This window comes from Pseudomonas sp. SR18 (assembly GCF_023701505.1).
Lineage (GTDB): Bacteria > Pseudomonadota > Gammaproteobacteria > Pseudomonadales > Pseudomonadaceae > Aquipseudomonas > Aquipseudomonas cyclaminis.
In genome coordinates this window covers 149,726-170,614 of record NZ_JAMQAU010000003.1, presented here as the reverse complement: position 1 = coordinate 170,614, position 20,889 = coordinate 149,726, and the positions used below count along the sequence as shown (strand labels likewise).

19 protein-coding genes and 3 pseudogenes are annotated in these 20,889 nt (G+C 57.3%); 15 read left to right on the top strand and 7 right to left on the bottom strand.

Annotated elements, in window-relative coordinates; genetic code table 11:
- Nucleotides 1-78: 78 nt before the first annotated feature.
- The 7 genes and pseudogenes from NDJ82_RS06735 to NDJ82_RS06710 all read left to right on the top strand — a co-directional run bounded on the left by NDJ82_RS06735 (nt 79) and on the right by NDJ82_RS06710 (nt 6,685).
- Nucleotides 79-1,290 carry an MFS transporter gene (locus tag NDJ82_RS06735; protein ID WP_099585340.1) on the top strand — a complete coding sequence of 404 codons (1,212 nt, stop codon included), beginning with the start codon at nt 79-81 and terminating at the stop codon, nt 1,288-1,290.
- Nucleotides 1,291-1,346: 56 nt separating this feature from the next.
- Nucleotides 1,347-1,499: pseudogene (locus tag NDJ82_RS27600) on the top strand (hypothetical protein); the annotation flags it as partial.
- A 16-nt stretch (nt 1,500-1,515) separates the two neighbouring features.
- Nucleotides 1,516-1,668, top strand: a pseudogene (locus NDJ82_RS06730) (GGDEF domain-containing protein); the annotation flags it as partial.
- Between the two features lie 435 nt (nt 1,669-2,103).
- Nucleotides 2,104-2,505, top strand: a complete 402-nt coding sequence (locus NDJ82_RS06725; RefSeq protein ID WP_250925160.1) for an ectoine synthase — start codon at nt 2,104-2,106, stop codon at nt 2,503-2,505.
- Complete coding sequence (locus NDJ82_RS06720; RefSeq protein WP_250925159.1) at nt 2,499-4,601, top strand: diaminobutyrate--2-oxoglutarate transaminase; 2,103 nt, start codon at nt 2,499-2,501, stop codon at nt 4,599-4,601. The genes NDJ82_RS06725 and NDJ82_RS06720 overlap by 7 nt, the downstream gene beginning before the upstream one ends.
- Nucleotides 4,555-5,721, top strand: a complete 1,167-nt coding sequence (locus NDJ82_RS06715) for an aromatic ring-hydroxylating oxygenase subunit alpha (RefSeq protein ID WP_250925158.1) — start codon at nt 4,555-4,557, stop codon at nt 5,719-5,721. Before NDJ82_RS06720 ends, NDJ82_RS06715 begins: the two co-directional genes overlap by 47 nt.
- Nucleotides 5,708-6,685, top strand: a complete 978-nt coding sequence (locus NDJ82_RS06710) for a multidrug resistance efflux transporter family protein (RefSeq protein WP_250925157.1) — start codon at nt 5,708-5,710, stop codon at nt 6,683-6,685. Before NDJ82_RS06715 ends, NDJ82_RS06710 begins: the two co-directional genes overlap by 14 nt.
- Nucleotides 6,686-7,054: 369 nt before the next feature.
- Here NDJ82_RS06710 and iolG read toward each other — a convergent pair whose 3' ends face one another.
- Together iolG and NDJ82_RS06700 are read right to left on the bottom strand one after the other, a co-directional pair.
- On the bottom strand, nt 7,055-8,059 hold the full coding sequence (gene iolG / locus NDJ82_RS06705; protein WP_250925156.1) for an inositol 2-dehydrogenase: 1,005 nt from the start codon (nt 8,057-8,059) through the stop codon (nt 7,055-7,057).
- 35 nt (nt 8,060-8,094) lie between these two features.
- Nucleotides 8,095-9,120, bottom strand: a complete 1,026-nt coding sequence (locus NDJ82_RS06700; protein ID WP_099585343.1) for a LacI family DNA-binding transcriptional regulator — start codon at nt 9,118-9,120, stop codon at nt 8,095-8,097.
- A 123-nt stretch (nt 9,121-9,243) separates the two neighbouring features.
- On the opposite strand from NDJ82_RS06700, the gene NDJ82_RS06695 reads away from it, so the two are divergent.
- The 3 genes from NDJ82_RS06695 to NDJ82_RS06685 are packed head-to-tail and all read left to right on the top strand — an operon-like array spanning nt 9,244 to nt 12,174.
- A complete protein-coding gene (locus tag NDJ82_RS06695) occupies nt 9,244-10,089 on the top strand; it encodes an SDR family oxidoreductase (RefSeq protein WP_191946189.1) in 846 nt (281 codons plus the stop codon).
- Nucleotides 10,089-11,213, top strand: a complete 1,125-nt coding sequence (locus tag NDJ82_RS06690) for a phytanoyl-CoA dioxygenase family protein (RefSeq protein ID WP_250925155.1) — start codon at nt 10,089-10,091, stop codon at nt 11,211-11,213. The genes NDJ82_RS06695 and NDJ82_RS06690 overlap by 1 nt, the downstream gene beginning before the upstream one ends.
- A gap of 37 nt (nt 11,214-11,250) precedes the next feature.
- Complete coding sequence (locus tag NDJ82_RS06685; protein ID WP_250925154.1) at nt 11,251-12,174, top strand: sugar ABC transporter substrate-binding protein; 924 nt, start codon at nt 11,251-11,253, stop codon at nt 12,172-12,174.
- A gap of 123 nt (nt 12,175-12,297) precedes the next feature.
- Here the strand turns inward: NDJ82_RS06685 and NDJ82_RS06680 are convergent, their stop codons facing one another.
- Nucleotides 12,298-12,603 carry a DUF2834 domain-containing protein gene (locus NDJ82_RS06680; protein WP_099585347.1) on the bottom strand — a complete coding sequence of 102 codons (306 nt, stop codon included), beginning with the start codon at nt 12,601-12,603 and terminating at the stop codon, nt 12,298-12,300.
- 85 nt (nt 12,604-12,688) lie between these two features.
- On the opposite strand from NDJ82_RS06680, the pseudogene NDJ82_RS06675 reads away from it, so the two are divergent.
- Nucleotides 12,689-12,841, top strand: a pseudogene (locus NDJ82_RS06675) (helix-turn-helix domain-containing protein); the annotation flags it as partial.
- Nucleotides 12,842-12,897: 56 nt separating this feature from the next.
- Nucleotides 12,898-14,604, top strand: coding sequence for an amidase (locus NDJ82_RS06670; protein ID WP_250925153.1), 1,707 nt, complete (start codon nt 12,898-12,900; stop codon nt 14,602-14,604).
- Nucleotides 14,605-14,683: 79 nt separating this feature from the next.
- Here NDJ82_RS06670 and NDJ82_RS06665 read toward each other — a convergent pair whose 3' ends face one another.
- Complete coding sequence (locus NDJ82_RS06665) at nt 14,684-14,902, bottom strand: DUF6434 domain-containing protein (protein ID WP_112195578.1); 219 nt, start codon at nt 14,900-14,902, stop codon at nt 14,684-14,686.
- Nucleotides 14,903-15,149: 247 nt separating this feature from the next.
- Between NDJ82_RS06665 and NDJ82_RS06660 the strand changes: the two genes are divergently transcribed.
- Nucleotides 15,150-15,575, top strand: coding sequence for a nuclear transport factor 2 family protein (locus NDJ82_RS06660; RefSeq protein ID WP_099585350.1), 426 nt, complete (start codon nt 15,150-15,152; stop codon nt 15,573-15,575).
- Nucleotides 15,576-15,589: 14 nt separating this feature from the next.
- Here the strand turns inward: NDJ82_RS06660 and NDJ82_RS06655 are convergent, their stop codons facing one another.
- Nucleotides 15,590-16,915 carry an aminotransferase-like domain-containing protein gene (locus tag NDJ82_RS06655; RefSeq protein WP_250925152.1) on the bottom strand — a complete coding sequence of 442 codons (1,326 nt, stop codon included), beginning with the start codon at nt 16,913-16,915 and terminating at the stop codon, nt 15,590-15,592.
- 90 nt (nt 16,916-17,005) lie between these two features.
- Between NDJ82_RS06655 and NDJ82_RS06650 the strand changes: the two genes are divergently transcribed.
- Complete coding sequence (locus NDJ82_RS06650; RefSeq protein ID WP_250925151.1) at nt 17,006-17,896, top strand: DMT family transporter; 891 nt, start codon at nt 17,006-17,008, stop codon at nt 17,894-17,896.
- Here the strand turns inward: NDJ82_RS06650 and NDJ82_RS06645 are convergent.
- Entirely contained in the window at nt 17,893-18,444 is a 552-nt protein-coding gene (locus NDJ82_RS06645; protein WP_250925150.1) for a YceI family protein, read from the bottom strand. The genes NDJ82_RS06650 and NDJ82_RS06645 overlap by 4 nt on opposite strands.
- 129 nt (nt 18,445-18,573) lie before the next feature.
- Between NDJ82_RS06645 and yghX the strand changes: the two genes are divergently transcribed.
- Nucleotides 18,574-19,461 (top strand): YghX family hydrolase, encoded by an 888-nt coding sequence (yghX, locus tag NDJ82_RS06640; RefSeq protein ID WP_250925149.1) that lies wholly within the window; start codon nt 18,574-18,576, stop codon nt 19,459-19,461.
- A gap of 143 nt (nt 19,462-19,604) precedes the next feature.
- Here yghX and NDJ82_RS06635 read toward each other — a convergent pair whose 3' ends face one another.
- Nucleotides 19,605-20,789, bottom strand: a complete 1,185-nt coding sequence (locus tag NDJ82_RS06635; protein ID WP_191958997.1) for a DUF2252 family protein — start codon at nt 20,787-20,789, stop codon at nt 19,605-19,607.
- Between the last annotated feature and the right edge of the window lie 100 nt (nt 20,790-20,889).

The window sequence follows — 20,889 nt, the reverse complement described above, 5'->3', positions numbered from 1 at the left end:
AAACCCCGAAACAATTTGAAATGGACCGCCGACCACGTATTGGCGGCCCCTGTTCACCGCCTTGTATGGAATGCCTGCATGTCGACACTCACCGCGTCACCCGCCACTGCCACCCCTGCGCCCCAAGCAAGCCCCCTGGTCATGCGCATCCTCGGCGCCTGTGCGCTGGCGCACTTGATCAATGACCTGATCCAGGCCGTGCTGCCGTCGATCTACCCGATGCTCAAGGCCAACTACGGGCTGACGTTTGCCCAGGTGGGGCTGATCACCCTGACCTTCCAACTGACCGCCTCGCTGCTGCAACCGTGGATCGGCTACCACACTGACCGTCATCCCAAGCCCTGGCTGCTGCCGGCCGGCATGGTGTGCACCTTGATCGGTATTCTGATGCTGGCATTTGTCGGCAGCTTCCCGGCGATCCTGCTGGCGGCAGGGCTGGTGGGCGTGGGCTCGTCGACCTTCCACCCGGAAACCTCCCGCGTGGCGCGCCTGGCCTCCGGCGGGCGCTACGGCCTGGCGCAGTCGACCTTCCAGGTCGGCGGCAACACTGGCAGCGCCTTGGGCCCATTGCTGGCAGCGGCGATCATCATTCCCTACGGCCAGGGCAATATCGCCTGGTTCGGGCTGTTTGCCGTGTTCGCGATCCTGGTGCTGTACGGCTTGAGCCGCTGGTACCGCAGCCACCTCAACCTGTTCAAGCTCAAGCAAGGCGGCAAAGCCACCCACGGTTTGTCCAAAGGCCGCGTGACGTTTGCCCTGGTGGTGCTGGCAGTGCTGGTGTTCTCCAAGTACTTCTACATGACCAGCCTGACCAGCTACTTCACGTTTTACCTGATTGAAAAATTCCACCTGTCGGTATCGAGTTCCCAGATGTACCTGTTCCTGTTCCTCGGTGCGGTGGCCGTGGGCACCTTCGCGGGTGGACCGATCGGCGACAGGATCGGGCGCAAGAAAGTCATCTGGTTCTCCATCCTCGGTGCCGCGCCGTTCACCCTGGCCCTGCCCTACGTCGACCTGTTCTGGACGGCCGTGCTCAGCGTGGTAATCGGTTTTATCCTGGCCTCGGCGTTCTCGGCCATCGTGGTGTTTGCCCAGGAGTTGGTGCCTGGCAACGTCGGCATGATCGCCGGGATATTTTTCGGCCTGATGTTCGGCTTCAGCGGGATTGGCGCGGCGTTGCTCGGTTTGCTCGCCGATACCCACGGCATCGAGTACGTCTACAAACTGTGTTCGTTCCTGCCGCTGGTGGGCATCCTGACGGTCCTGTTGCCATCGACCAAAGGGATCTGACTGGCCGATCATCGGCTGGCTGTGTGCCATTACCCAGAAAGCTCTGAAAAACCTGCGTGTGCGCTTACAATCCCGGTTTGAACGCACACCAGGCAGATCCTGCAAGACATGACGCTCGACCTGCGCACCACGCGCCTGCTGGCCCAGGCCTCCCCAACCCAACCAAACCCGGCGCCCTGCTGCTGATCGACATCGACGACTTCAAAGGCGTCAACCACCTCCACGGCCACACCGCCGGTGACTCTGAGCATCGGCTCCAACCTGTTCGATCAGCCACCGCAGAGCCTGCCTGCGTTGATGGAGCAAGGTGATTCGACGTTGTATGAGTCCAAGCGGGGTGGACGGGACAGTATTCGGTTGGTGGATCGAAGAGGGTGAACGCAGTGACAGATGGGAGCCGACTTATAAATACGGTCGACAGTAATCTCAAAACATATCCGACAGTCAATTTGCACGCTCGCAGCGCTTTGAGTGTGACTACTTAAAGGGGGTGTATGCCCACAAATGCTCCTTTCTGCAAATGGACGAAGATCGGTACACCAGAGTTGCGCACTTCCCATGATGGAATTACTAAGTGGTTTTGCGCTCTTAAATCGCGCAATCAATTTGATATCAGCTTGATATTAATTACCTAGCCTTTCGGCTAGGTTTTCGTACGAAATACTAGCCGAACGGGTAGGTTTATTTGACGATTTAAAAAATCAAGCTAGGTTGAACTAAAGAAAGCTGCTGCGCTGAATACTACCTCAGCAGGACCTTTAATAAATAGGCGTATTGAAATCAACTCCTGCAATTGATACTCGGGAGAACAACATGATTATAAGAAATCTGAAAGACACTATAAAAACCGAGGACCACAAACAAACCGAAGCGTGGGATAGCGTAAGACTTCTACTTGCTAAAGACGGCATGGGCTTCGGGTTCCACATTACAACCATGTATGCGAACACCGAAACCGAAATCGAGTATAAGCATCACTTGGAATGCGCATTTTGCATCTCCGGGGAAGCCGAAATCATAGACGTAAAATCCAAAACAAAACACCTAATTACCCCGGGCTCACTATACGCACTTAATGAACACGACCGCCACATTGTAAGATGCAAAAAAGACTTCGTCATCGCCTGTGTATTTGCTCCTGGATTAATTGGAAATGAAACACACGATGCTGCTGGCTCATACCCTAAAGCACACGAAGGAACTAAATCATGTTGATTGAAGCCTTGGTTGGACATTTAAAATCTTGGAAAACAGGCGTGAACTTTGCCTATCTTAACTTCAAAGACCATCCTCGTGGCTGCGAGATGTTTGTACAGCTAGTAGCAAGTGGACATAGACCTTCCATCGTAATTGAAGAGCTATCAGAGCTAGGCGCATTAGGGACGCAAGAGCAAAATGAACTACTGCTTCAGCTTAGTTCTTACGTACCTTGCGAATCAGTCGAGAACGTTTGCAAGAGAGACAACATCCCGTACTTTCTTGTCCGCAACATCAATGACAATGATTGCCTGGAGCATATTCAGCGTAACGGCACTGCGCTAATCCTCTTGGGGGATTCAAGAATTATAAGACCTCATTTGATTCATGCATTAAAAATTGGGATAATCAATGTGCACCCCGGATTACTACCAGAGGAACGAGGAAACAACCCTTATGTTTGGGCCGTTCTCGAAGGTATTCAACAAGGTGTTACTGTACATTTTATAGATGAAGGCATTGATACAGGGCCGGTCCTTTCGAGAGAAATATTAGTCGACACCCCCAAAGACTACCCTTCGCTTGTCAAAAGCCTGAATACATTGTGTGGACAAGCTTTAGTAAGCGTACTGGACGATTTAAAGAGCGGAGCACTCAGCTTAACATTGCAAACCAATACCGACTCTATCACCAAAAAGAAAGCGTCAGCCGAAGACAAAAAGAAAGCAAATGAAATCTTAATCAACTGCTGGGGCAAAACATCTTCACAATACAAATTGCTAAAATTCTTCGAAAGGAACGAATCTAACGTAAGAACTTATTGCAGAAATCACCCAGCAATATTCCAAACAGCTCAAAATTCGTTAATACTTGACATACACGGCAAGCATTATATCGACTTCCTCTCTGGAGCCGGATCGTTAAATTACGGGCACAACGATCCTGACATTATAAAATCCATCATTGACTACCTGAGTGAAGGGGGAATTGTCCAATCCTTGGATCTTCATACAGAGGCTAAACAGAAATTTATCGCAACTTTTATTACGTACATACTAAAACCTAGAAACATGCACTACAAATTTCTATTCCCTGGACCCACAGGCACAAATGCAGTTGAAGCTGCTTTCAAACTTGCACGAAAACATACCAAAAGAAGAAATATCATAAGTTTCAGCGGGGCTTTCCATGGTATGAGCTTAGGGGCTTTAGCAGCGACTGCGAACAAAGAGAAAAGAGCGGGGGCCGGGACTGGTTTAATCGACACTACAATTCTTCCTTACGAGAACGCATTTGGCAAAGATATCGACTCCGCTAGCATTATAGAAAAAATGGTTCTCGACCCGACGTTTGGAATTGATCCTCCGGCCGCTATTATCCTAGAAGTCATTCAAGGAGAAGGTGGACTTTCGACCGCCAGCGGATCATGGCTAAGACGCATACAAGCACTTTGCCGAAATATAGGCGCCCTCTTGATTATTGACGATATTCAATGCGGCTGTGGAAGATCAGGTAGTTTTTTCAGCTTCGAGGAAGCTGGTATTGAGCCTGACATAATCCTTTTGTCCAAAGCACTTAGCGGCTTTGGAACTCCATTATCATTGGTATTGGTAAAAGAAGAATACGACGTCCTTGATCCAGGTGAACACAATGGAACGTTTCGCGGTAACAATCTTGGTTTCATTGGGGCAACGGCAGCAATTGAAAAATTCTGGAAAACGGAAGAGCTACAGACAAGCGTACGCACTAAAGCACAGTACATACATGAGAAAATAGAAAAATTAACCCTTATGTATGGAGAAAACAATATGCACTATGTCGGCCGCGGCCTGATTAGCGGAATCCGCTTTACAAACCCGGCTATTCCCACAGCATTGTCGCATTGGCTCTTTAAAAAAGGCTTTATCATAGAAACCTGTGGCGCCTTGAATGAAGTTTTGAAAATCATTCCTTCCCTGATAATAGATACAAAACTGATAGATCGACTATTTAGCGCCATAGAAGAATATCTTAGAAACCTTTCAAAAGAGCCAACCAAATCACCTCCGCAAGAGGAGCCATGCCATCATGAACAACAAAAGCCAAACTCTCAGCAACAAATCCAACATGTTTGAAAATGTAAAAAAACACTTTCTAGAAGCAGAATCACTACCAGCCGCATGTTACAAAGACAGAGACTTTTACAATACTGAGATCGAGATGGTATTTTTGAAGTCTTGGCTATTTGTTGGGCGACAAGAAAAACTACCTTGCAATAAATCCTACTTCGTCGTTGATTTACTAAACGAATCATTGATAATCACAAAAGATGAAGATGGCGCCATTCATGCGTTTCAAAATCTTTGCCGCCACCGAGGGGCAAGATTACTGGATGACAACGGAACAATCAAACACATTAGATGCCCCTACCATAACTGGGCATACTCACTGAGCGGGGAATTAATCGGCGCCCCAGACATGCAGAAAACCAAAAACTTTTGCAAAAAAAATAACGGATTAATAAAGGTAAAAATCGAAAGCTGGGCCGGCTTTCTTTTTATAAATTTCGATCATAAATCAATCTCACTGTTAGAGTACCTTGGTGACCTGCCAAAAACGTTAGAAAATTATGATCTTACCAACATGCTTTGCATCAAAGAGATATATCACCAAGTGGCTTGTAACTGGAAGCTTTATACCGAAGTCGATATGGAGGACTATCACGCACCCACGGTGCATCCGTTATCCATCGGACGACAAATATTCCCCAGGCAGCCTTCAAATGGCGAATATGAGACAACATTTTTCGAGCATCCCAAGACTGTTTCCGTCATACCAACGGATAAAGGCCCGACCTTCCCAAGCATTGAAGGCATTTCAGGCAAAGCAGCGACCGGTACATACTTCACTATGATCTATCCCGGTTTCTTCTTAGTAACCACCCTTGACTCTTACTGGTGGATAAACAAAATCCCTATCGACGCAACAAACTCTGAAGTTCATGTCGGCTACTGCTTCCCTGCCTCCACCGTCAAACGAGAAGACTTCAATGAAATATCTCTTAGGTACATAGAACGCTGGGACAGGGTGATTGACGAAGACAATAAGATATGCGAGCGCCATCAATCCGGCATCAACTCCAGATGGTGCTTACCGGGCCGACTTTCATTTCATGAAGAAGTGGTGAATGCTATGAACAAGTGGTTGATTGAAAAAATTCAGCCAAATAAGGCCAATCAAAATGCCCAACAATAGCCTAACCGTACCCACTTACCGCTTAGTACTAATTGGCATATTTAGCTCAGCCTTCTTTAGCGTGACATTTTTAATGAATTATATCATGCACCTAGGCGGCGGCCATTGGGCTTGGTCTGCTGCGCTTCGTTTCATCTTCATGCTTCCGCTCTTGGTGCCCATATTACTGCTGTTTAAAGGCGTCCAGTTTTTTATCGAACTGATCCATGCCTTTCTCCGCAATCTAGTTTTCTGGACTATAGCGGGAACTGTTGGCTTCGGTTTATTCTATGCGGGCATTTGCTACGCTGCTGGCTACTCAAGAGGTTGGCTGGTAGCCGCCACATGGCAAACCACAATTTTGATGACCCCCTTTGTACTTATATTATTTGGATTAAAAATACCTAGACGAGGTATATTTCTATCCTGGCTCATTGTTGCGGGAGTAGCAATAGTCAATTATGCACAATTTAAGCAAGGAATCGACAGAGAAGACATCCTTTACGGTGTGATCCCTGTATTGCTCTCCGCAATCGCCTACCCAGTAGGCAATCAAATGCTTAATGCCGCTAAAAACAATGCAATCGGATCCATCAAAATAGCACCACATATCTTGCAGTCACCGTTGGCCTGTGTTTTTTTGATGACGCTAGGATCAGCGCCGTTCTGGATTTTATTGATTCTGTGCGTACAACCCCCACTGCCATCAACAGGACAAATATACGGTAGTTTGTCAGTTGCATTTTTTTCAGGAATTTGCGCAACAACACTATTTTACTGGGCACGAAACAGCACAAACTCAGCGATTCAAATTGCGGCAGTGGACGCTACGTTAGCAGGAGAAGTAGTCATTGTACTTGCAGTTGAAATACTCCTTCTAAAACAACCTATACCTGACGCACTCTCATTAACTGGACTTGCTATTATCACCGTTGGGCTTATCGGTTACTGCTATCGAAGTTCGACTGCTCGACCCTCAAACTGAGATAGGTGTACTTAGCAGGTAGAAAAATGAAAACATTTGTGCCAGGAGACACTGTAAGACTTCGTATAGGAGGCATTCTAATGATTGTAGCCCAGCATTTCGACGACATAGTAAACGATGGAGTTACTGTTCCGTGCGTGTATCTGGCAAAGCATCGACGCGTATGCGGACTGTATCGTCCGAACCATCTGATCGTAATCTCTAGCAACCAACACAAACAGCTCAACTCGTAGAAATTTAATATTTTTGCGCTTAGTCGCCGATCAAAATAGAAACATGCGTTAACAGCCATAACTGTTAACGCTTGCCTAACTCGACTCCTATTTATAGATCCTTATCAGCGTGTTATTGAGAGGCTTACTATTTCAGCTAAATATTATAACTAACCCCCACACTCCGCCCCGTCCTCACCGACTCCAACGCACACTCCGCCAAATGCAACGCATACAACCCATCCCGCACGCTGGTGGGCAGTTCGCGACCGTCGTTGAGCGCGTCGATGAACTGGGTCAGCTCATTGCGATAGGCATCCGCATACCGCTCCAGGAAAAAGTGCTGCAACGGTTCCAGCGCTTCAGTGTGCTCGGCCCCCCAGTGGCGCAAGGTGCTGGGTCGGTGGTTGTCGGTGAGCAGGACGCCGGTGGCGCCGGAGACTTCGACGCGTTGGTCGTAGCCGTACACCGCCTGACGGCAGCAGTTGATGTGGCATTGCTTGCCGGAGGCCGTGCGCAGCAGGACCATGACGCTGTCATAGTCGTCGATCTGCTCCAGGGTGGGGTCGACCAGGCGGCTGGCGATGGCGCTGACTTCCACGGGTTCTTCGCCGAGCAGGTGGCGGGCGGTGTCGAAGTCGTGGATGGTCATGTCGCGCAGGATGCCGCCGGAGTGCGCCAGGTAGTCACGCGGGGCCAGGCCGGGGTCGCGGCTGGTGATGATGACTTGGCGCACGGCGCCGATCTGGCCGGCGTCGAGGGCTTGGCGCAGGCGCAGCATGTCGGGGTCGAAGCGACGGTTGAAGCCAAGCATGACATTGCCACCCTGGCGCTCCACGGCCTGGGCGGCACTGCGGGCCTTGGCGATGTCGAGGTCGATGGGTTTTTCGCAGAGTACCGCTTTGCCTTCGGCCACCGCCGCCAGCATCAGGTCGATATGGGTGTCGGTCGGGGTGCCGATCACGACGGCGTCGATGTCTTTGCGGGTGAGTACGGCGGCGCAGTCGTAGGCCGCTTCGCAACCCAGTTGCGTGCTGAGCGCATCGACCCCTTCGCGCCAGGGGTCGGCCACCAGCACCAGCGTGGCGTTGGGGTGGGCGGCGACGTTGGCGGCGTGGATCCTGGCGATGCGCCCGGCACCTAGAACGGCAATACGTAGCATGGTTGAACTCCTGATGTTGTTTTTAAAGGGAGTACTCAGTCCGGCAGGTTGAACGGTGTGACGATCTGCACCTGTGACGGCGCAATCGGCCCGGCCTTCCATAGCCGATGGTGTTGCAGGATGTGCAGGAACACATGGCGCGCATCGATCTGCAGGTTGTGGTCGATGATCGCGGCGACTTTTTCTTCGCGCAGCAACTGGCGGTTTTCTTCGTCGAGGTCGTGGCCGATAAACACCTCCAGCGGGCGCTCCAGGGCGGCGAAGGCATCGACGATTGCGCGGTTGCCGCCGCCGACGCTGTACACCGCCTTGAGTTCTGGATGTTGTTTTAGCGCCTGGCTCACGCGGTCGAACGTGCGGTCGTACACGCCGTAGCCGCCGCTGATGTCCAGCACCCGCAAGTGCGCCGCCCGGCCACGCAACCAGGCGCGAAAGCCCATCTCGCGCTCTTCTTCGCCACGGAACAGTTCGCTGCCAATCACCACAGCCACGTCCTGGGGCTGCGCCGGCAGCCAGCGGGACATCAGATAGGCGGCCGTCTGGCCGGCGGTGCGGTTGTCCATGCCCACGTAGCCGATGCGCTCGCTTTGCGGCAGGTCCGTCACCAAGGTCACCACGGGAATGCCCGCCGCGATCAGTTGCTTGACCGCCTGGTTCACCGCTGGCTCATCGGCGGCCTTGAGCACCACGCCCTGGCTGCCGGTGTCGAGGCAACGCAGCAACTGGTCGTGCATGGCCTGAGGCTCGATTTCTTCGAACAGGTGAAAGCGCGGTGCAATACGAAACGGCGCCAGGCTACCCAGTTGCGCGACGATCGCCGCCTGCACCGCCGCGCTGAAGCGCTGGGGCGTGTGCATGATCACGTCGACATGGAACGTGCGCCCCACCGCCAGGCCGTTTTTTTCCTGGGACTCCAACTCATCCAGCGCCTGCTCGATGCGCCGCGAGGTCTGCGCATGCACGCTGCCGCGCTGGTGCAGCACGCGGTCGACCGTGGCTTTGCTCACACCGGCCTGCGTCGCGAGTTGCTTGATGGAGAAATGTTTTGCACGTTCGAGCATGGGTTTCGCCTGAGGTGTTTTTGAGGTCTTATTTGGGCGTTACTGAGGTTTTGCAATGCTAGTCTCCGTTTTGCCCGCCGTCGAGCCGGGCGATGAAAACAACAACAAATCCAGGAGAACTTCATGCCCAACACCGATCTCGCCACCTCGTTCAGCGGCCAGTACTTTGTCGTCACCGGCAGCACCCAAGGCCTGGGCGCGGCGGTGGCCCACACCCTGGCACGACGCGGCGCCGCCGGGCTGATCATCTGTGGCCGTCGTCGTGCCCAAGGTGAAGAGCAAGTGCGGCAACTGGCGCAACTGGATTGCCAGGCAATTTTTGTCGAGGCGGACCTGGAAAAAGTCGAGGATTGCCGGGCGATCATCGACGCGGCACGCACCCACTTCGGCACCTTGCATGGGCTGGTGAACTGCGCGGGGATGTCGGACCGCGGCACCATCCTCGACACCTCGCCGGAGCTGTTCGAGCGGCTGTTTGCGGTGAATGTGCGGGCACCGTTTTTCCTGATGCAGGAAGCGCTCAAACTGATGATCAGCAACGGCGTGGAAGGTGCCGTGGTGAATATCCAGAGCGTCACCGGGCATGGCGGGCAGTCGTTTTTGAGTGCCTACGCGGCTTCCAAGGGGGCCCTGGCGATCCTCACCAAGAACGTGGCGTTCAGCGCCCTGCGCAACCGCATCCGGGTGAATGGCTTGAATATCGGCTGGATGGACACGCCCCACGAGGATGATATCCAGCGCCAGTACCACGGTGCCCAGGACGGTTGGCTGGCCAAGGCCGAAAGCGCGCAACCGTTCGGACGCTTGCTCAAGCCCGAGGAAGTGGCGCAGAGCGTGGCGTTTTTACTGTCCCGCGAGTCCGGCATGATGACCGGCTCGGTGATCGATCTGGAGCAAGGCGTGGTCGGTTGTACCGACGGCGGCAGCCCGCAACCGCATCAGGCCCTGAGCCTGTCGGGAGGTGTGTGATGTCGGCATTCGTCAGCGCCGAAGCGGTGCGCCTGGAAGACTTCCAGCGGCTGTGCTCGCAACAGGCCCATGCCAAGGATTATCCGCTGTGCGCCGAGGTAGTGGGCAATGTGCCGATCTATCGGGCCCACACCCTGCGCAACAGCGACCGCCGCGCGGTGATGGATGAACTGCACCGCCTGTTCCGCGATGGACCGGGGGTGATGGTGGTGCGCCAGGCCTATGAGGACCTGGACGTGGTGGACCGCCATAGCCAGGTGTTCGAGGCGATCTTCGCCACTGAGGCGGCGCAAGGCGTGGCCGCCGATCATTTTGCCAAGGCCGGTAGCAACGGGCGTATCTGGAACTCGCTGCAAAAAGCGGCGTTAGAGTCGCCGCAATCTTTTGTCGAGTATTACGCCAACCCGCTGCTGGGGCTGATTGCCGAAGCGTGGCTGGGGCCGAGTTACCAAGTCACGGCCCAGGTGAATGTGGTGCATCCCGGCGGGCAGGCGCAACAGCCGCACCGGGATTACCACCTGGGCTTCCAGACCAACGACGTGGTGGAGCGCTTTCCGCTGCCGCTGCACGTGCTGTCGCAATACCTGACGTTACAAGGCGCGGTGGCCCACACGGACATGCCGCTGGAAAGCGGACCGACCCAGTTGCTGCCGTTTTCCCAGCAATACGCCTTGGGCTATTTGGCGTGGCGTCGCGAAGAGTTCATCGACTATTTCCAGCAGCATGCCGTGCAACTGCCCCTGAACAAGGGCGACCTGCTGTTCTTCAACCCGGCGTTGTTCCATGCCGCCGGCACCAACCGCACCGTCGACCGCCATCGCATGGCCAATCTGCTGCAAATCTCCTCGGCGTTCGGCAAACCGATGGAAGCCCTCGACCGTGACCGCATGATGCTGGCGGTCTATCCGGCATTGCTGGCCAACCCAACGTTGGACGCCCAGGCCGTGATTGCCTGCACGGCCGATGGCTATTCCTTCCCTACCAACCTCGACACCGACCCGCCGCTGCAGGGCCTGGCCCCGCAAACCGGGCAACAGTTGATGCAGCAAGCGCTCAACGAACGCTGGCCCTATTCGGACTTCGCCGCAGCCGTGGCGCAGATGCGGGCCAAGCGTCAGGCATGAATCGCTTTAACAACAACAAAAACAGCGGAGCACCATCATGAAGAAGCAACTCCTTGCGGCACTGTTTACCCTGGCTGTCAGCCCTTGGGCCCTGGCCGATATACGGATCGGCGTGAGCATCGCCCAGGTCGACGATGTGTTCCTCGCGCAAATGCGTGACTACATGGCGGCCCACGCCAAGGAACTGCCGGGTGTAACCCTTCAGTTCGAAGACGCCCAGGGCGATGTGGTGCGCCAGCTCAACCAGGTGCAGAACTTCACTGCACAAGGCATGGACGCGATTATCGTCAACGCGGTGGACACCGCCGCCACCCAGAAAATGACGGTGAATGCCCAGCAGGCGAAGATCCCGCTGGTGTACGTCAACCGTCGTCCCGAGTTCAAGGAGGTTCCGCCGGGCGTGGGGTACGTGGGCTCGGATGAGATCAAGGCCGGCGAAATCCAGATGCGTTATCTGGCGCAGAAAATGGGCGGCAAGGGCAACCTGGCGATCATGCTGGGGCTGCTGTCGAACAACGCCACGCACAACCGGACGCTGGGCGTGAAGAACGTGCTCAAGGACTACCCCGATATCAAGATCGTCGAGGAGCAGAGCGCCGAATGGCAGCGCAGCAAGGCGATTGACCTGATGAACAACTGGATTGTCTCGGGCCGCAAAATCGATGCGGTGGCGGCGAATGCCGATGAAATGGCGATAGGCGCGGCCATGGCGATCAGCCAGGCGGGCATGCAACCGGGCAAGGACATATTGGTCGCCGGCAGCGATGGCGGCGCAGCCGGGCTGGATGCAGTCAAAAAAGGCCAGTTGCTGGTGACGGCGTATCAGGACAACAAGGGGCAAGCGGTGGGTTCGATTGACCTGGCGGTGAAGATGGTGAAAAAACAGCCCTACGAGGCTGAGCTGACCATCCCTTACCAGCAGATCACCAAGGACAACTACCAGGCGTTCCTCAACCCTTGATAGATTTGGGTCAGTAAGGGGCTTTTGTGGTGAGCGGGCTTGCCGCGCGAGGCAAGCTCGCTCACCACAGAAGTCAGAGGAACGCCGCAGAATATTCATACCAGCCTGGAAATTTTTGGACGGTCATTGCTCCCTCCTCCCCCGCAGCACGATGTAAAGCAACGGGCCCACCGACACAAACACCGCCGTCAGCAAAAAATACGGCACCACCGACAACACCGAGCGCCCTCGCCCACGCGCATCCCGATACATCCATACGCACGCCAATATCGCCATCAGGTACAGGTCGATCACCACTTGCGCGGTGTCCGGCCGCGAGAGCAATTGCTGCCCAAAAGCCCATAACGATTGCTCGGCAGTCAACAGAGTGAACAGGGTGTAGAGGGAAAACCCGAGCAAAGCGGCCAGGGCGATAGAGGGTCTTGGCATGATGTCTTCCTTGAAGTGATCGAGCCCCACCTTAGCGATAAGGTTTGGCCCTCGCAATGACCTTAGAGGTCATTGCGAGGGCCATGAAAAATCCTTTTTGTCGACCTTCACCGCGTTCGGCATGCCCCAGGACATCACCCTCACCTCGCTGCGCATCGAGCATCTGATTCCCGCTGACGAGGCGACCTGGCGGGTGATGCGCGCCGCCTTCGCGGACTATTCGGCGCTGGTTTTGTGAAATATCTGTACGTAGACTGCGGCCATACCTCAACTTAATGCGGCGAAGAAAACGTCATGCAAGTTACCGAAGTCTCCATTGCCCAATTGCGCGCTGCGCTTGAATCCGGCCAGACCACTGCCGTTGAACTGGTCCAGGCTTACCTTGCCCGGATCGAGGCCTACGACGGCCCGCAGACCGCTACCGCGTTGAACGCCGTGGTGGTGCGCAACCCCGAAGCGCTTAAAGAAGCCGAGGCGTCCGATGCGCGCCGGGCCAAAGGCGAAACATTGGGGCCACTGGATGGCATTCCCTATACCGCCAAGGACAGCTACCTGGTCAAGGGCCTGACTGCGGCCTCGGGCAGCCCGGCCTTTGCCAAGCTCGTCGCTCATCGCGATGCGTTCACCATCGAACGCCTGCGCGCCGGTGGCGCTATCTGCCTGGGCAAGACCAATATGCCGCCGATGGCCAATGGCGGCATGCAGCGTGGCGTGTATGGCCGTGCCGAAAGCCCGTATAACGCTGAGTACCTCACCGCGCCGTTCGCCTCCGGTTCGTCCAACGGCGCGGGCACTGCCACCGCCGCCAGTTTCGCGGCATTCGGCCTGGCGGAAGAAACCTGGTCCAGCGGGCGCGGCCCGGCGTCCAACAATGGCCTGTGCGCCTACACCCCGTCCCGTGGGGTGATTTCGGTGCGCGGCAACTGGCCGCTGACGCCAACCATGGACGTGGTGGTGCCCTATGCGCGCACCATGGCCGACCTGCTGGAAGTGCTCGATGTGGTGGTTGCCGAAGACCCCGACACCCGTGGCGACCTGTGGCGCCTGCAACCCTGGGTGCCGATCCCTCGCGTCACCGACGTACGCCCGGCGTCTTACGCTGAACTGGCCGCGACGGCAGAGTCCCTCGCGGGCAAACGCCTGGGCGTACCGCGCATGTACATCAATGCCGACCCCGACGCCGGCACCAGCGAAAAGCCCGGCATCGGCGGCCCGACCGGGCAACGGATCAACACCCGTGACAGCGTGATCGACCTGTGGAAAGACGCCCGCACGGCGCTGGAAGCAGCGGGTGCCGAAGTGATCGAGGTGGATTTCCCGCTGGTGTCCAACTGCGAAGGCGATCGCCCCGGCGCGCCGACGGTGTTCACCCGTGGGCTGGTGTCCAAGGAATTCCTGCACGACGAATTGTGGGAACTGTCCGCCTGGGCGTTCGATGACTTCCTGCGCGCCAACGACGACCCAACGCTCAACCGCCTGGCGGATGTGGACGGCCCAAAAATCTTCCCACACGACCCCGGCACCCTGCCCAACCGTGAAGACGACCTCGCCGCCGGCATGGACGAATACGTACGCATGGCCCAGCGCGGCATCACACCCTGGAATGAAATCAGCACCGTGCCCGACGGCCTGCGCGGCCTGGAGCAAACCCGGCGCATCGACCTGGAAGACTGGATGGACAAGCTCGGCCTCGACGCCGTGCTGTTCCCCACCGTCGCCGACGTCGGCCCGGCCGATGCCGATGTGAATGAAGCCAGCGCGGACATCGCCTGGAGCAATGGCATCTGGGTGGCCAACGGCAACCTCGCCATCCGCCACCTGGGCGTACCTACCGTCACCGTGCCGATGGGCGTGATGGCGGACATCGGCATGCCGGTGGGGCTGACGTTTGCCGGGCGCGCCTATGATGACTCGGCGTTGTTGCACCTTGCGGCGGCGTATGAGGCAACGGGCAGCAAGCGCCTGATTCCGCCGCGTACCCCGCCGCTGGCAGACAACTAACGGCCCCCTCCCACATTTTGATCTTCGGCGTGTCAGTTGCTTGGCTTTGTCTTAAAAGGTCGGCAGCACATTGCCGTGCTTATGGATGCTTGTCAGTGTTCCGGCGCTGCCACTCATCCACCACGTCACCCAGGGTCTTGGGGGTCTCGTTGCGAATCCACGCCATGAAGGGGCGGTCGAATTTGAAGCTCGGCCCGCAGTGCTCACACATGAAGCGGCGCACGTTCTGGGTGTTTTTATAGTGCGCGGTCACGGGAGTGGCGCGGGTGATGGGGTCGCTGTGCCAGTCAAAATCCATTTTTTCGCTCGGGCAGGTGAGGTGTCGGCGTTAGCATAGCGATGCGCCTGTTTCCTAGGAAGCGCCAAAATCAGGCAACTCAAAGAACTCAAGGTGTTGGGACATCGTATAAGAGCGCTCAATCTTAGAGACCCAATAATTTGAGGATATTTCGAAATTTCACTTTCCATCGTCACAGGAAATATTGCATGGTTGTACGACGACTACAGCTGTCGTCTACATCCCCAACAACAATAAGGAAACATCCATGCAGAACGTCAAACTACTGATCGGTTTTCTTTGCCTGTTCAGCGGCTACGTGGCCGCATCCCCTGCCGACAAAGACGTCGCCCAAGCGGTCGATCACCTGACCCAAGCCATGCTGCATAAAGACATCAAGCAGCTTCAGGCCCTGACCGCCGAGCAACTCACCTACGGCCACTCCAGCGGCAAGATCCAGAACAAACAGGAGTTCATCGCCGATATCGAGACCGGTCGCAGCGGCTTCAAGACCCTGGAAATGCAAAAACAGACCATCACCCTGCAAGGCGACACGGCGCTGGTGCGCAACCACTTTCACGCCCAGGCGGTGAACAGTGGCGTGGAAGTACCCACCGACATCGAAAACTTCCAGGTCTGGCAGAAACAGAAAGGCCACTGGCTATTGATCGGTCGCCAGGCGTTTAAATTCTGAAGGCAAGCGTAGGGTCACCACGCCACTACGTTGCGCACCTTGTGCAACGCCTCGCGCAGCGCCGGCATGTCCACCGAACCCAATGCCAGACGCAACGCATGGGGCACGTGGGCTGAAACGGCAAACGGCTCGGCGGTGGAGACGGAGACGCCCTCGCGCTGCAAGGTCATGGCGACTTGGTCAGCGCGGGCGTCTTCCGCCAAAGGCAGCCACAGAAAATACGATGACGGGTGGCTGGTGTAGGCCAGCCCCTTCAGTACCTGCGCCGCCAAGACTTGCCGAGCCTGGGCATCCTGGCGCTTTTGGGCTTCCAGTTGGGCGACGGTGCCGTCCTCGATCCAGGCCACGGCGATAGCACTCATCACGCCGGGCACGTTCCAGGTGGTGGCCATGATGGTGCGTTCCAGCGCCTTCATCCACGCAGCGGGCGCGGCGACAAACCCCACCCGCAGCCCGGTGGCGACACTCTTCGACAACCCGCCCACATACACCGTGCGTTCCGGCGCCAGGCTGGCCAAGGGCGGCGGTGCGTCCTCGGCCAGAAACGCGTAGGCCGCATCTTCGATGATCATCAGGTTGTGCTGGCGGGCGATGGCTACCAGTTGCTCGCGCTGCTCAATGCCCATCACCCAGCCCAGCGGATTGTGCAGGGTCGGTATGCTGTACACCGCGCGCACCGGGCGCTTGCCACACAGGTTGCGCAGAGCTGCCAGGTCCGGGCCGCTGGCGGTGACGGGAATCGGGACGATTTCAAGGTGCAGGGTCTCTGCCAGCACCTTGAACCCCGAATAGGTCAATGCGTCCACCGCGATCACATCCCCTGGCTTGAGCAACGCCATCATCGCCACCGCCAACCCATGCTGGGCACCACTGACCACCAGCACCTGCTCGGCCGCCACCGTCAGCCCTCGGCTCAGCAGGTGACGGGCAATGGTGGCTCGCTCATGCAGGCGACCGGCGTGGGGTTGATAACGCAGCAGCGCTTCAAGGTCGCCGGACAGCGCCAACTGGCGCAGCGCGGTGCGCAGCAAGTCGGCCTGACCGGGCAGCGAGGGGTAATTGAAATTGAGGTCGAGCATGCCCGTCGCGATGGCCATCTGCCCACTGCCCTGCCCTGGCGGTAACGCGATCTCCCGCACGAAGGTGCCGCGCCCGGTTTCCCCACTGACCAGGCCCATGGCTTCCAGCTCGGTGTACACGCGGCTGGCGGTGACCAGCGCCAGGCCGTGGTCGGCGGCCAATTGGCGATGGGTGGGCAAACGCATGCCGGGGGGCATTTTCCCGCTGCGGATGTCTTCGGCAAACCTGTCGACCAGTGACTTGTAGCGGGCGCGGGGCATTGGCGGTGTATCCATGACAATTTTTTGATTGTCTTAATCTTCGATCCTAGGATGGGCGCCACGCAACTTTTCTTTTTCCGGACAGCCCTCATGGAACGTACGTCTCCCCTCAGCGCCCTGGACAGCAGCACTCAGGGTTGGATCAATGGCTTTATCGGCGTGGTGATTTTCAGCGGTTCACTGCCCGCCACGCGCTTGGCGGTCATGGAATTCGATCCGGTGTTTCTGACGATGATCCGCGCCGCCATCGCCGCCGCATTGGGGCTGCTTCTGTTGTGGCTGCTCAAGGCGAAACGCCCCGCACGCGGTCAGTGGGTGCCTCTGGTGATCGTCTCACTGGGCGTGGTGATCGGCTTCCCCCTGCTCACCGCGCTGGCCCTGCAATACGTGACCTCTGCGCACTCAATCGTGTTTATCGGCCTGCTGCCCCTGTCCACGGCGGTATTTGGTGTACTGCGCGGCGGCGAGCGACCGCGGCCGGTGTTCTGGGTGTTTTCGGTCCTGGGGAGTGCGTTGGTGATGGGTTATGCCTTGGCCCAAGGCTTGAGCGCGTCACCAGCGGGCGATGTGCTGATGCTGCTGGCGGTGCTGGTATGCGGATTGGGATACGCCGAAGGCGCGAAGCTGTCGCGCAGCCTGGGCGGTTGGCAGGTGATCTGCTGGGCGCTGGTGGTGTCGCTGCCGGTGGTGCTGCCGCTGAGCCTGATCCTTGCCCCGCCGCGTTTTACCGGCATCAGCCTCCCGGCCTGGCTGAGCCTGGGCTATGTGGCGCTGTTCAGCATGCTGATCGGGTTTGTGTTCTGGTATCGCGGCCTGGCTCAGGGCGGGATCGCGGCCGTCGGCCAGTTGCAGTTGCTGCAACCGTTCTTTGGCCTGGCACTGGCGGCGAGCCTGCTGCATGAGCAGGTGAGCCTGGGCATGGTACTGGTGACAGTGGCGGTGATCGGCTGCGTGGCCGGCGCGAAAAAGGTCGCCCGCTAGCGCTGCGGCGCGACCATTTTGAATTTGATATGGATGTCGTTGGACACCACGCTGTTGCCGGCCCATTCACCTTCGCCGATCTTGAAATTGCCGCGATCAAGGATGAATTCGCCGTCGAACACGCCAATGCCATCCAGCTCCTTGAGCAGCACCTGCACATCAACCGGGCGCGTGATGCCCTTGATAGTCAGGTTGCCGCTGATCTGGAAGCGGTTATCCCCCAGCGCCTTGACCCCGGTGGACTCATACACGCCCACCGGGTAGGTCGCGGTATCAAACCAGGACTCGCGTTGCAGGGTGTCATTGGTATCGTCGCTGCCGGCGTCGATGCTGGCGAGCTGGATCTTGAGCAACGCATGCCCCGCTCCCGGCGCCTGCGTATCGAAGGTCAAGGTGCCTTCGAACTCCTTGAACGTGCCATACATCCGCTGCCCGAGTTGCTCGTAGGTAAAACTGATCTGGCTGGCGGTGTGGTTGACGTCCTTGTACTCAACGGCCTGGGCGCTGGCGATAAAACCAAGGGCTACGGCTAACATTCGACGCTTCATTCAATTCTCCGCAAAAAAAATGGACGTACCCCCACAGACGCATGTTCTGCTGGACAGCGTAGCTGCCCGTGGCCGTGAAGGCTGAACCTGGTCTACATTGATTGCCACCGCCAATCGAGGATTGCACCGATGACTCGTCTCACCGCGAAAGACTTTGCCCCCGAACTGCTGGAACTCTACGACGGCTACGCCCACGGCAAGATCAACCGCCGTGAATTTCTCGACCGTGCGGCGTTGTTCACCTTCGCGGGCATGAGCGCTGGCGCACTGCTCGCCGCCCTGAGCCCCAATTACGCCCTGGCCGAGCAAGTGAAATTCACCGACCCGGACATCGTCGCCGACTACATCACCTACCCCTCGCCCAAGGGCAACGGCACGGTACGCGGCTACCTGGTGCGCCCGGCCAAGGCAGCGGGCAAGTTGCCGGCGGTGGTGGTGGTGCACGAAAACCGTGGCCTGAACCCCTATATCGAAGACGTCGCCCGACGCCTGGCCAAAGCCGGCTTTATTGCCCTGGCCCCGGATGGCCTGACCTCCGTTGGCGGCTACCCCGGCAATGATGAAAAAGGCGTGGCACTGCAACAGACCGTCGATCCGACCAAACTGATGAACGACTTCTTCGCCGCCATCGAATGGCTGATGCACCACGACAGCAGCACCGGCAAAGTCGGCATCACCGGCTTCTGCTACGGCGGCGGCGTGACCAACACGGCAGCGGTGGCCTACCCCGAACTGGGCGCAGCGGTCTCCTTCTACGGCCGCCAACCTGAAGCCAAGGACGTACCGCGCATCAAGGCGCCGATCATGCTGCACTTCGGCGAACTGGATACACGCATCAACGAAGGCTGGCCGCCGTACGAGAAAGCCTTGAAAGCGGCCGGCACAACCTATGAAGCGTTCATCTACAAGGGTGCCAATCACGGCTTCCACAACGACTCGACGCCGCGTTATGACGAAGCAGCGGCGAACCTGGCGTGGGAAAGAACGCTGGGCTGGTTTCGCAAATACCTGGCATGACCGGCGTTGCGGCGCGCCGGTCATGAGCATCTCCACCTCGTTGCCCCGCCGCCGTAGATACCGTCTTCACGCTCACCGGGCAAGCGCAAGGGAGAAATGTGTGCGGTATCTACGGGGTATCTTGTTCACCCTGGCGCCCTGGGTCAGTGCTCCAAAGCATACCGCCGACAATGGTTCAAATACCCCTGTTCATGACTCCCCACCAACTGCACCACACTGGTCCACAACCATGAGGGCGCATCCAATTCCCTCGACCGGTTCTCCTGCAACGTCGCCATCCACCCCTTGCGGGTTGCTCGGTCCATCTGCCGCGCATGAGCAACGCCAACCACCCGCGCCAGATAACCCGCGGCGTGCATAGCGTCAGTCTCGCTCAACTCATCGAGTTCCAACTTCATGTCCTGTGGCAGCAGTTCCCGAATAAAAAACCCGTGATCCAGAAACCGCGCCGCGACCATGCGTCCGCCCAGGCCCGGTGACAGCTGCCGCGCAGCTTCAACCACCCGGCGGCCATTATCCCGGGGCATCTTCGCCCGTGCGGCTCGGGGCGCAGCGGCGCCGACCGCCTCCTTGATGTCGATCAGGCAATACTCCTGATCATCCTTGTCGCCCACGCCGAGCAAGGCCGCGTAACGCAACAGACCCAGGGAGCTGCAGCCCTTGACCCAGTAAGCACAATCCAGGAGTTCGACCTTGGCGTCCTTGGGCCGACCTTTGAGCGAGGTGACCAATTGGTGGATCTCATCCGACGCACAAACGCCTTCCAGCGCGCTTTTTTCAGCCCGCGACAACGCCCAGAAATGCTTGCCCAGCGGGATGGTCGGCCGGGCGCTTTCGATGCGTTCGCGCGCCAGGTGCTTCCAGGTGCGCGCCACCGCGCTGCGCATGCCAGCCTTGACCTGGGACGGGCGTGGCGGTGCTTCGTCGGGCTTATCTTTGAAGGCCTGTTCGTAGCCCAGCATCATTTCTTCAAGCATGCGTGCAGTGGTCACACCAGGAAGGTCCGAGCCTCGCGCAGCGGTCGCCAGGGATAAGGCCAGGCGCACCAGGTCGTGGGCCGGGTTGCCGATCACAGCCTGGTCCAGGTCGCGGATATGCATATCGATGCGGCCTTCGTTGTCGCCGGTGGGGCCCAGGTTTCCGGCATGGCAATCGCCGCAGATCCAGATCGCGGGCCCGTGGGGCAAACGACGCCCCGGCAAACTGTGCAGCCAGTCGTAGAACTGCACGGTACTGCCGCGCACATAGGCGTGGGCCGAGCGCGCCATCTTCAGGTTTCGCAGTTGGGTAAGGTGAGGCATACGAGCGGAGGGGCGCGGTGTTTTCATGGAATAACTCTGTACAGGTGTAGCGGTAGAGCGGCGCGCATCGGTGAATGTTTCATTATGTTTCTAAAATAGTCGTTACGCTGGCCTTCTCCACTACAGC

Excerpts from the sequence above, each read along its gene's own strand:
- NDJ82_RS06735 (WP_099585340.1), top strand. The coding sequence starts at position 79 with ATGTCGACACTCACCGCGTCACCCGCCACTGCCACCCCTGCGCCCCAA.
- NDJ82_RS06725 (WP_250925160.1), top strand. The coding sequence starts at position 2,104 with ATGATTATAAGAAATCTGAAAGACACTATAAAAACCGAGGACCACAAA.
- NDJ82_RS06720 (WP_250925159.1), top strand. The coding sequence starts at position 2,499 with ATGTTGATTGAAGCCTTGGTTGGACATTTAAAATCTTGGAAAACAGGC.
- NDJ82_RS06715 (WP_250925158.1), top strand. The coding sequence starts at position 4,555 with ATGAACAACAAAAGCCAAACTCTCAGCAACAAATCCAACATGTTTGAA.
- NDJ82_RS06710 (WP_250925157.1), top strand. The coding sequence starts at position 5,708 with ATGCCCAACAATAGCCTAACCGTACCCACTTACCGCTTAGTACTAATT.
- iolG (WP_250925156.1), bottom strand. The coding sequence starts at position 8,059 with ATGCTACGTATTGCCGTTCTAGGTGCCGGGCGCATCGCCAGGATCCAC.
- NDJ82_RS06700 (WP_099585343.1), bottom strand. The coding sequence starts at position 9,120 with ATGCTCGAACGTGCAAAACATTTCTCCATCAAGCAACTCGCGACGCAG.
- NDJ82_RS06695 (WP_191946189.1), top strand. The coding sequence starts at position 9,244 with ATGCCCAACACCGATCTCGCCACCTCGTTCAGCGGCCAGTACTTTGTC.
- NDJ82_RS06690 (WP_250925155.1), top strand. The coding sequence starts at position 10,089 with ATGTCGGCATTCGTCAGCGCCGAAGCGGTGCGCCTGGAAGACTTCCAG.
- NDJ82_RS06685 (WP_250925154.1), top strand. The coding sequence starts at position 11,251 with ATGAAGAAGCAACTCCTTGCGGCACTGTTTACCCTGGCTGTCAGCCCT.
- NDJ82_RS06680 (WP_099585347.1), bottom strand. The coding sequence starts at position 12,603 with ATGCCAAGACCCTCTATCGCCCTGGCCGCTTTGCTCGGGTTTTCCCTC.
- NDJ82_RS06670 (WP_250925153.1), top strand. The coding sequence starts at position 12,898 with ATGCAAGTTACCGAAGTCTCCATTGCCCAATTGCGCGCTGCGCTTGAA.
- NDJ82_RS06665 (WP_112195578.1), bottom strand. The coding sequence starts at position 14,902 with ATGGATTTTGACTGGCACAGCGACCCCATCACCCGCGCCACTCCCGTG.
- NDJ82_RS06660 (WP_099585350.1), top strand. The coding sequence starts at position 15,150 with ATGCAGAACGTCAAACTACTGATCGGTTTTCTTTGCCTGTTCAGCGGC.
- NDJ82_RS06655 (WP_250925152.1), bottom strand. The coding sequence starts at position 16,915 with ATGCCCCGCGCCCGCTACAAGTCACTGGTCGACAGGTTTGCCGAAGAC.
- NDJ82_RS06650 (WP_250925151.1), top strand. The coding sequence starts at position 17,006 with ATGGAACGTACGTCTCCCCTCAGCGCCCTGGACAGCAGCACTCAGGGT.
- NDJ82_RS06645 (WP_250925150.1), bottom strand. The coding sequence starts at position 18,444 with ATGAAGCGTCGAATGTTAGCCGTAGCCCTTGGTTTTATCGCCAGCGCC.
- yghX (WP_250925149.1), top strand. The coding sequence starts at position 18,574 with ATGACTCGTCTCACCGCGAAAGACTTTGCCCCCGAACTGCTGGAACTC.
- NDJ82_RS06635 (WP_191958997.1), bottom strand. The coding sequence starts at position 20,789 with ATGAAAACACCGCGCCCCTCCGCTCGTATGCCTCACCTTACCCAACTG.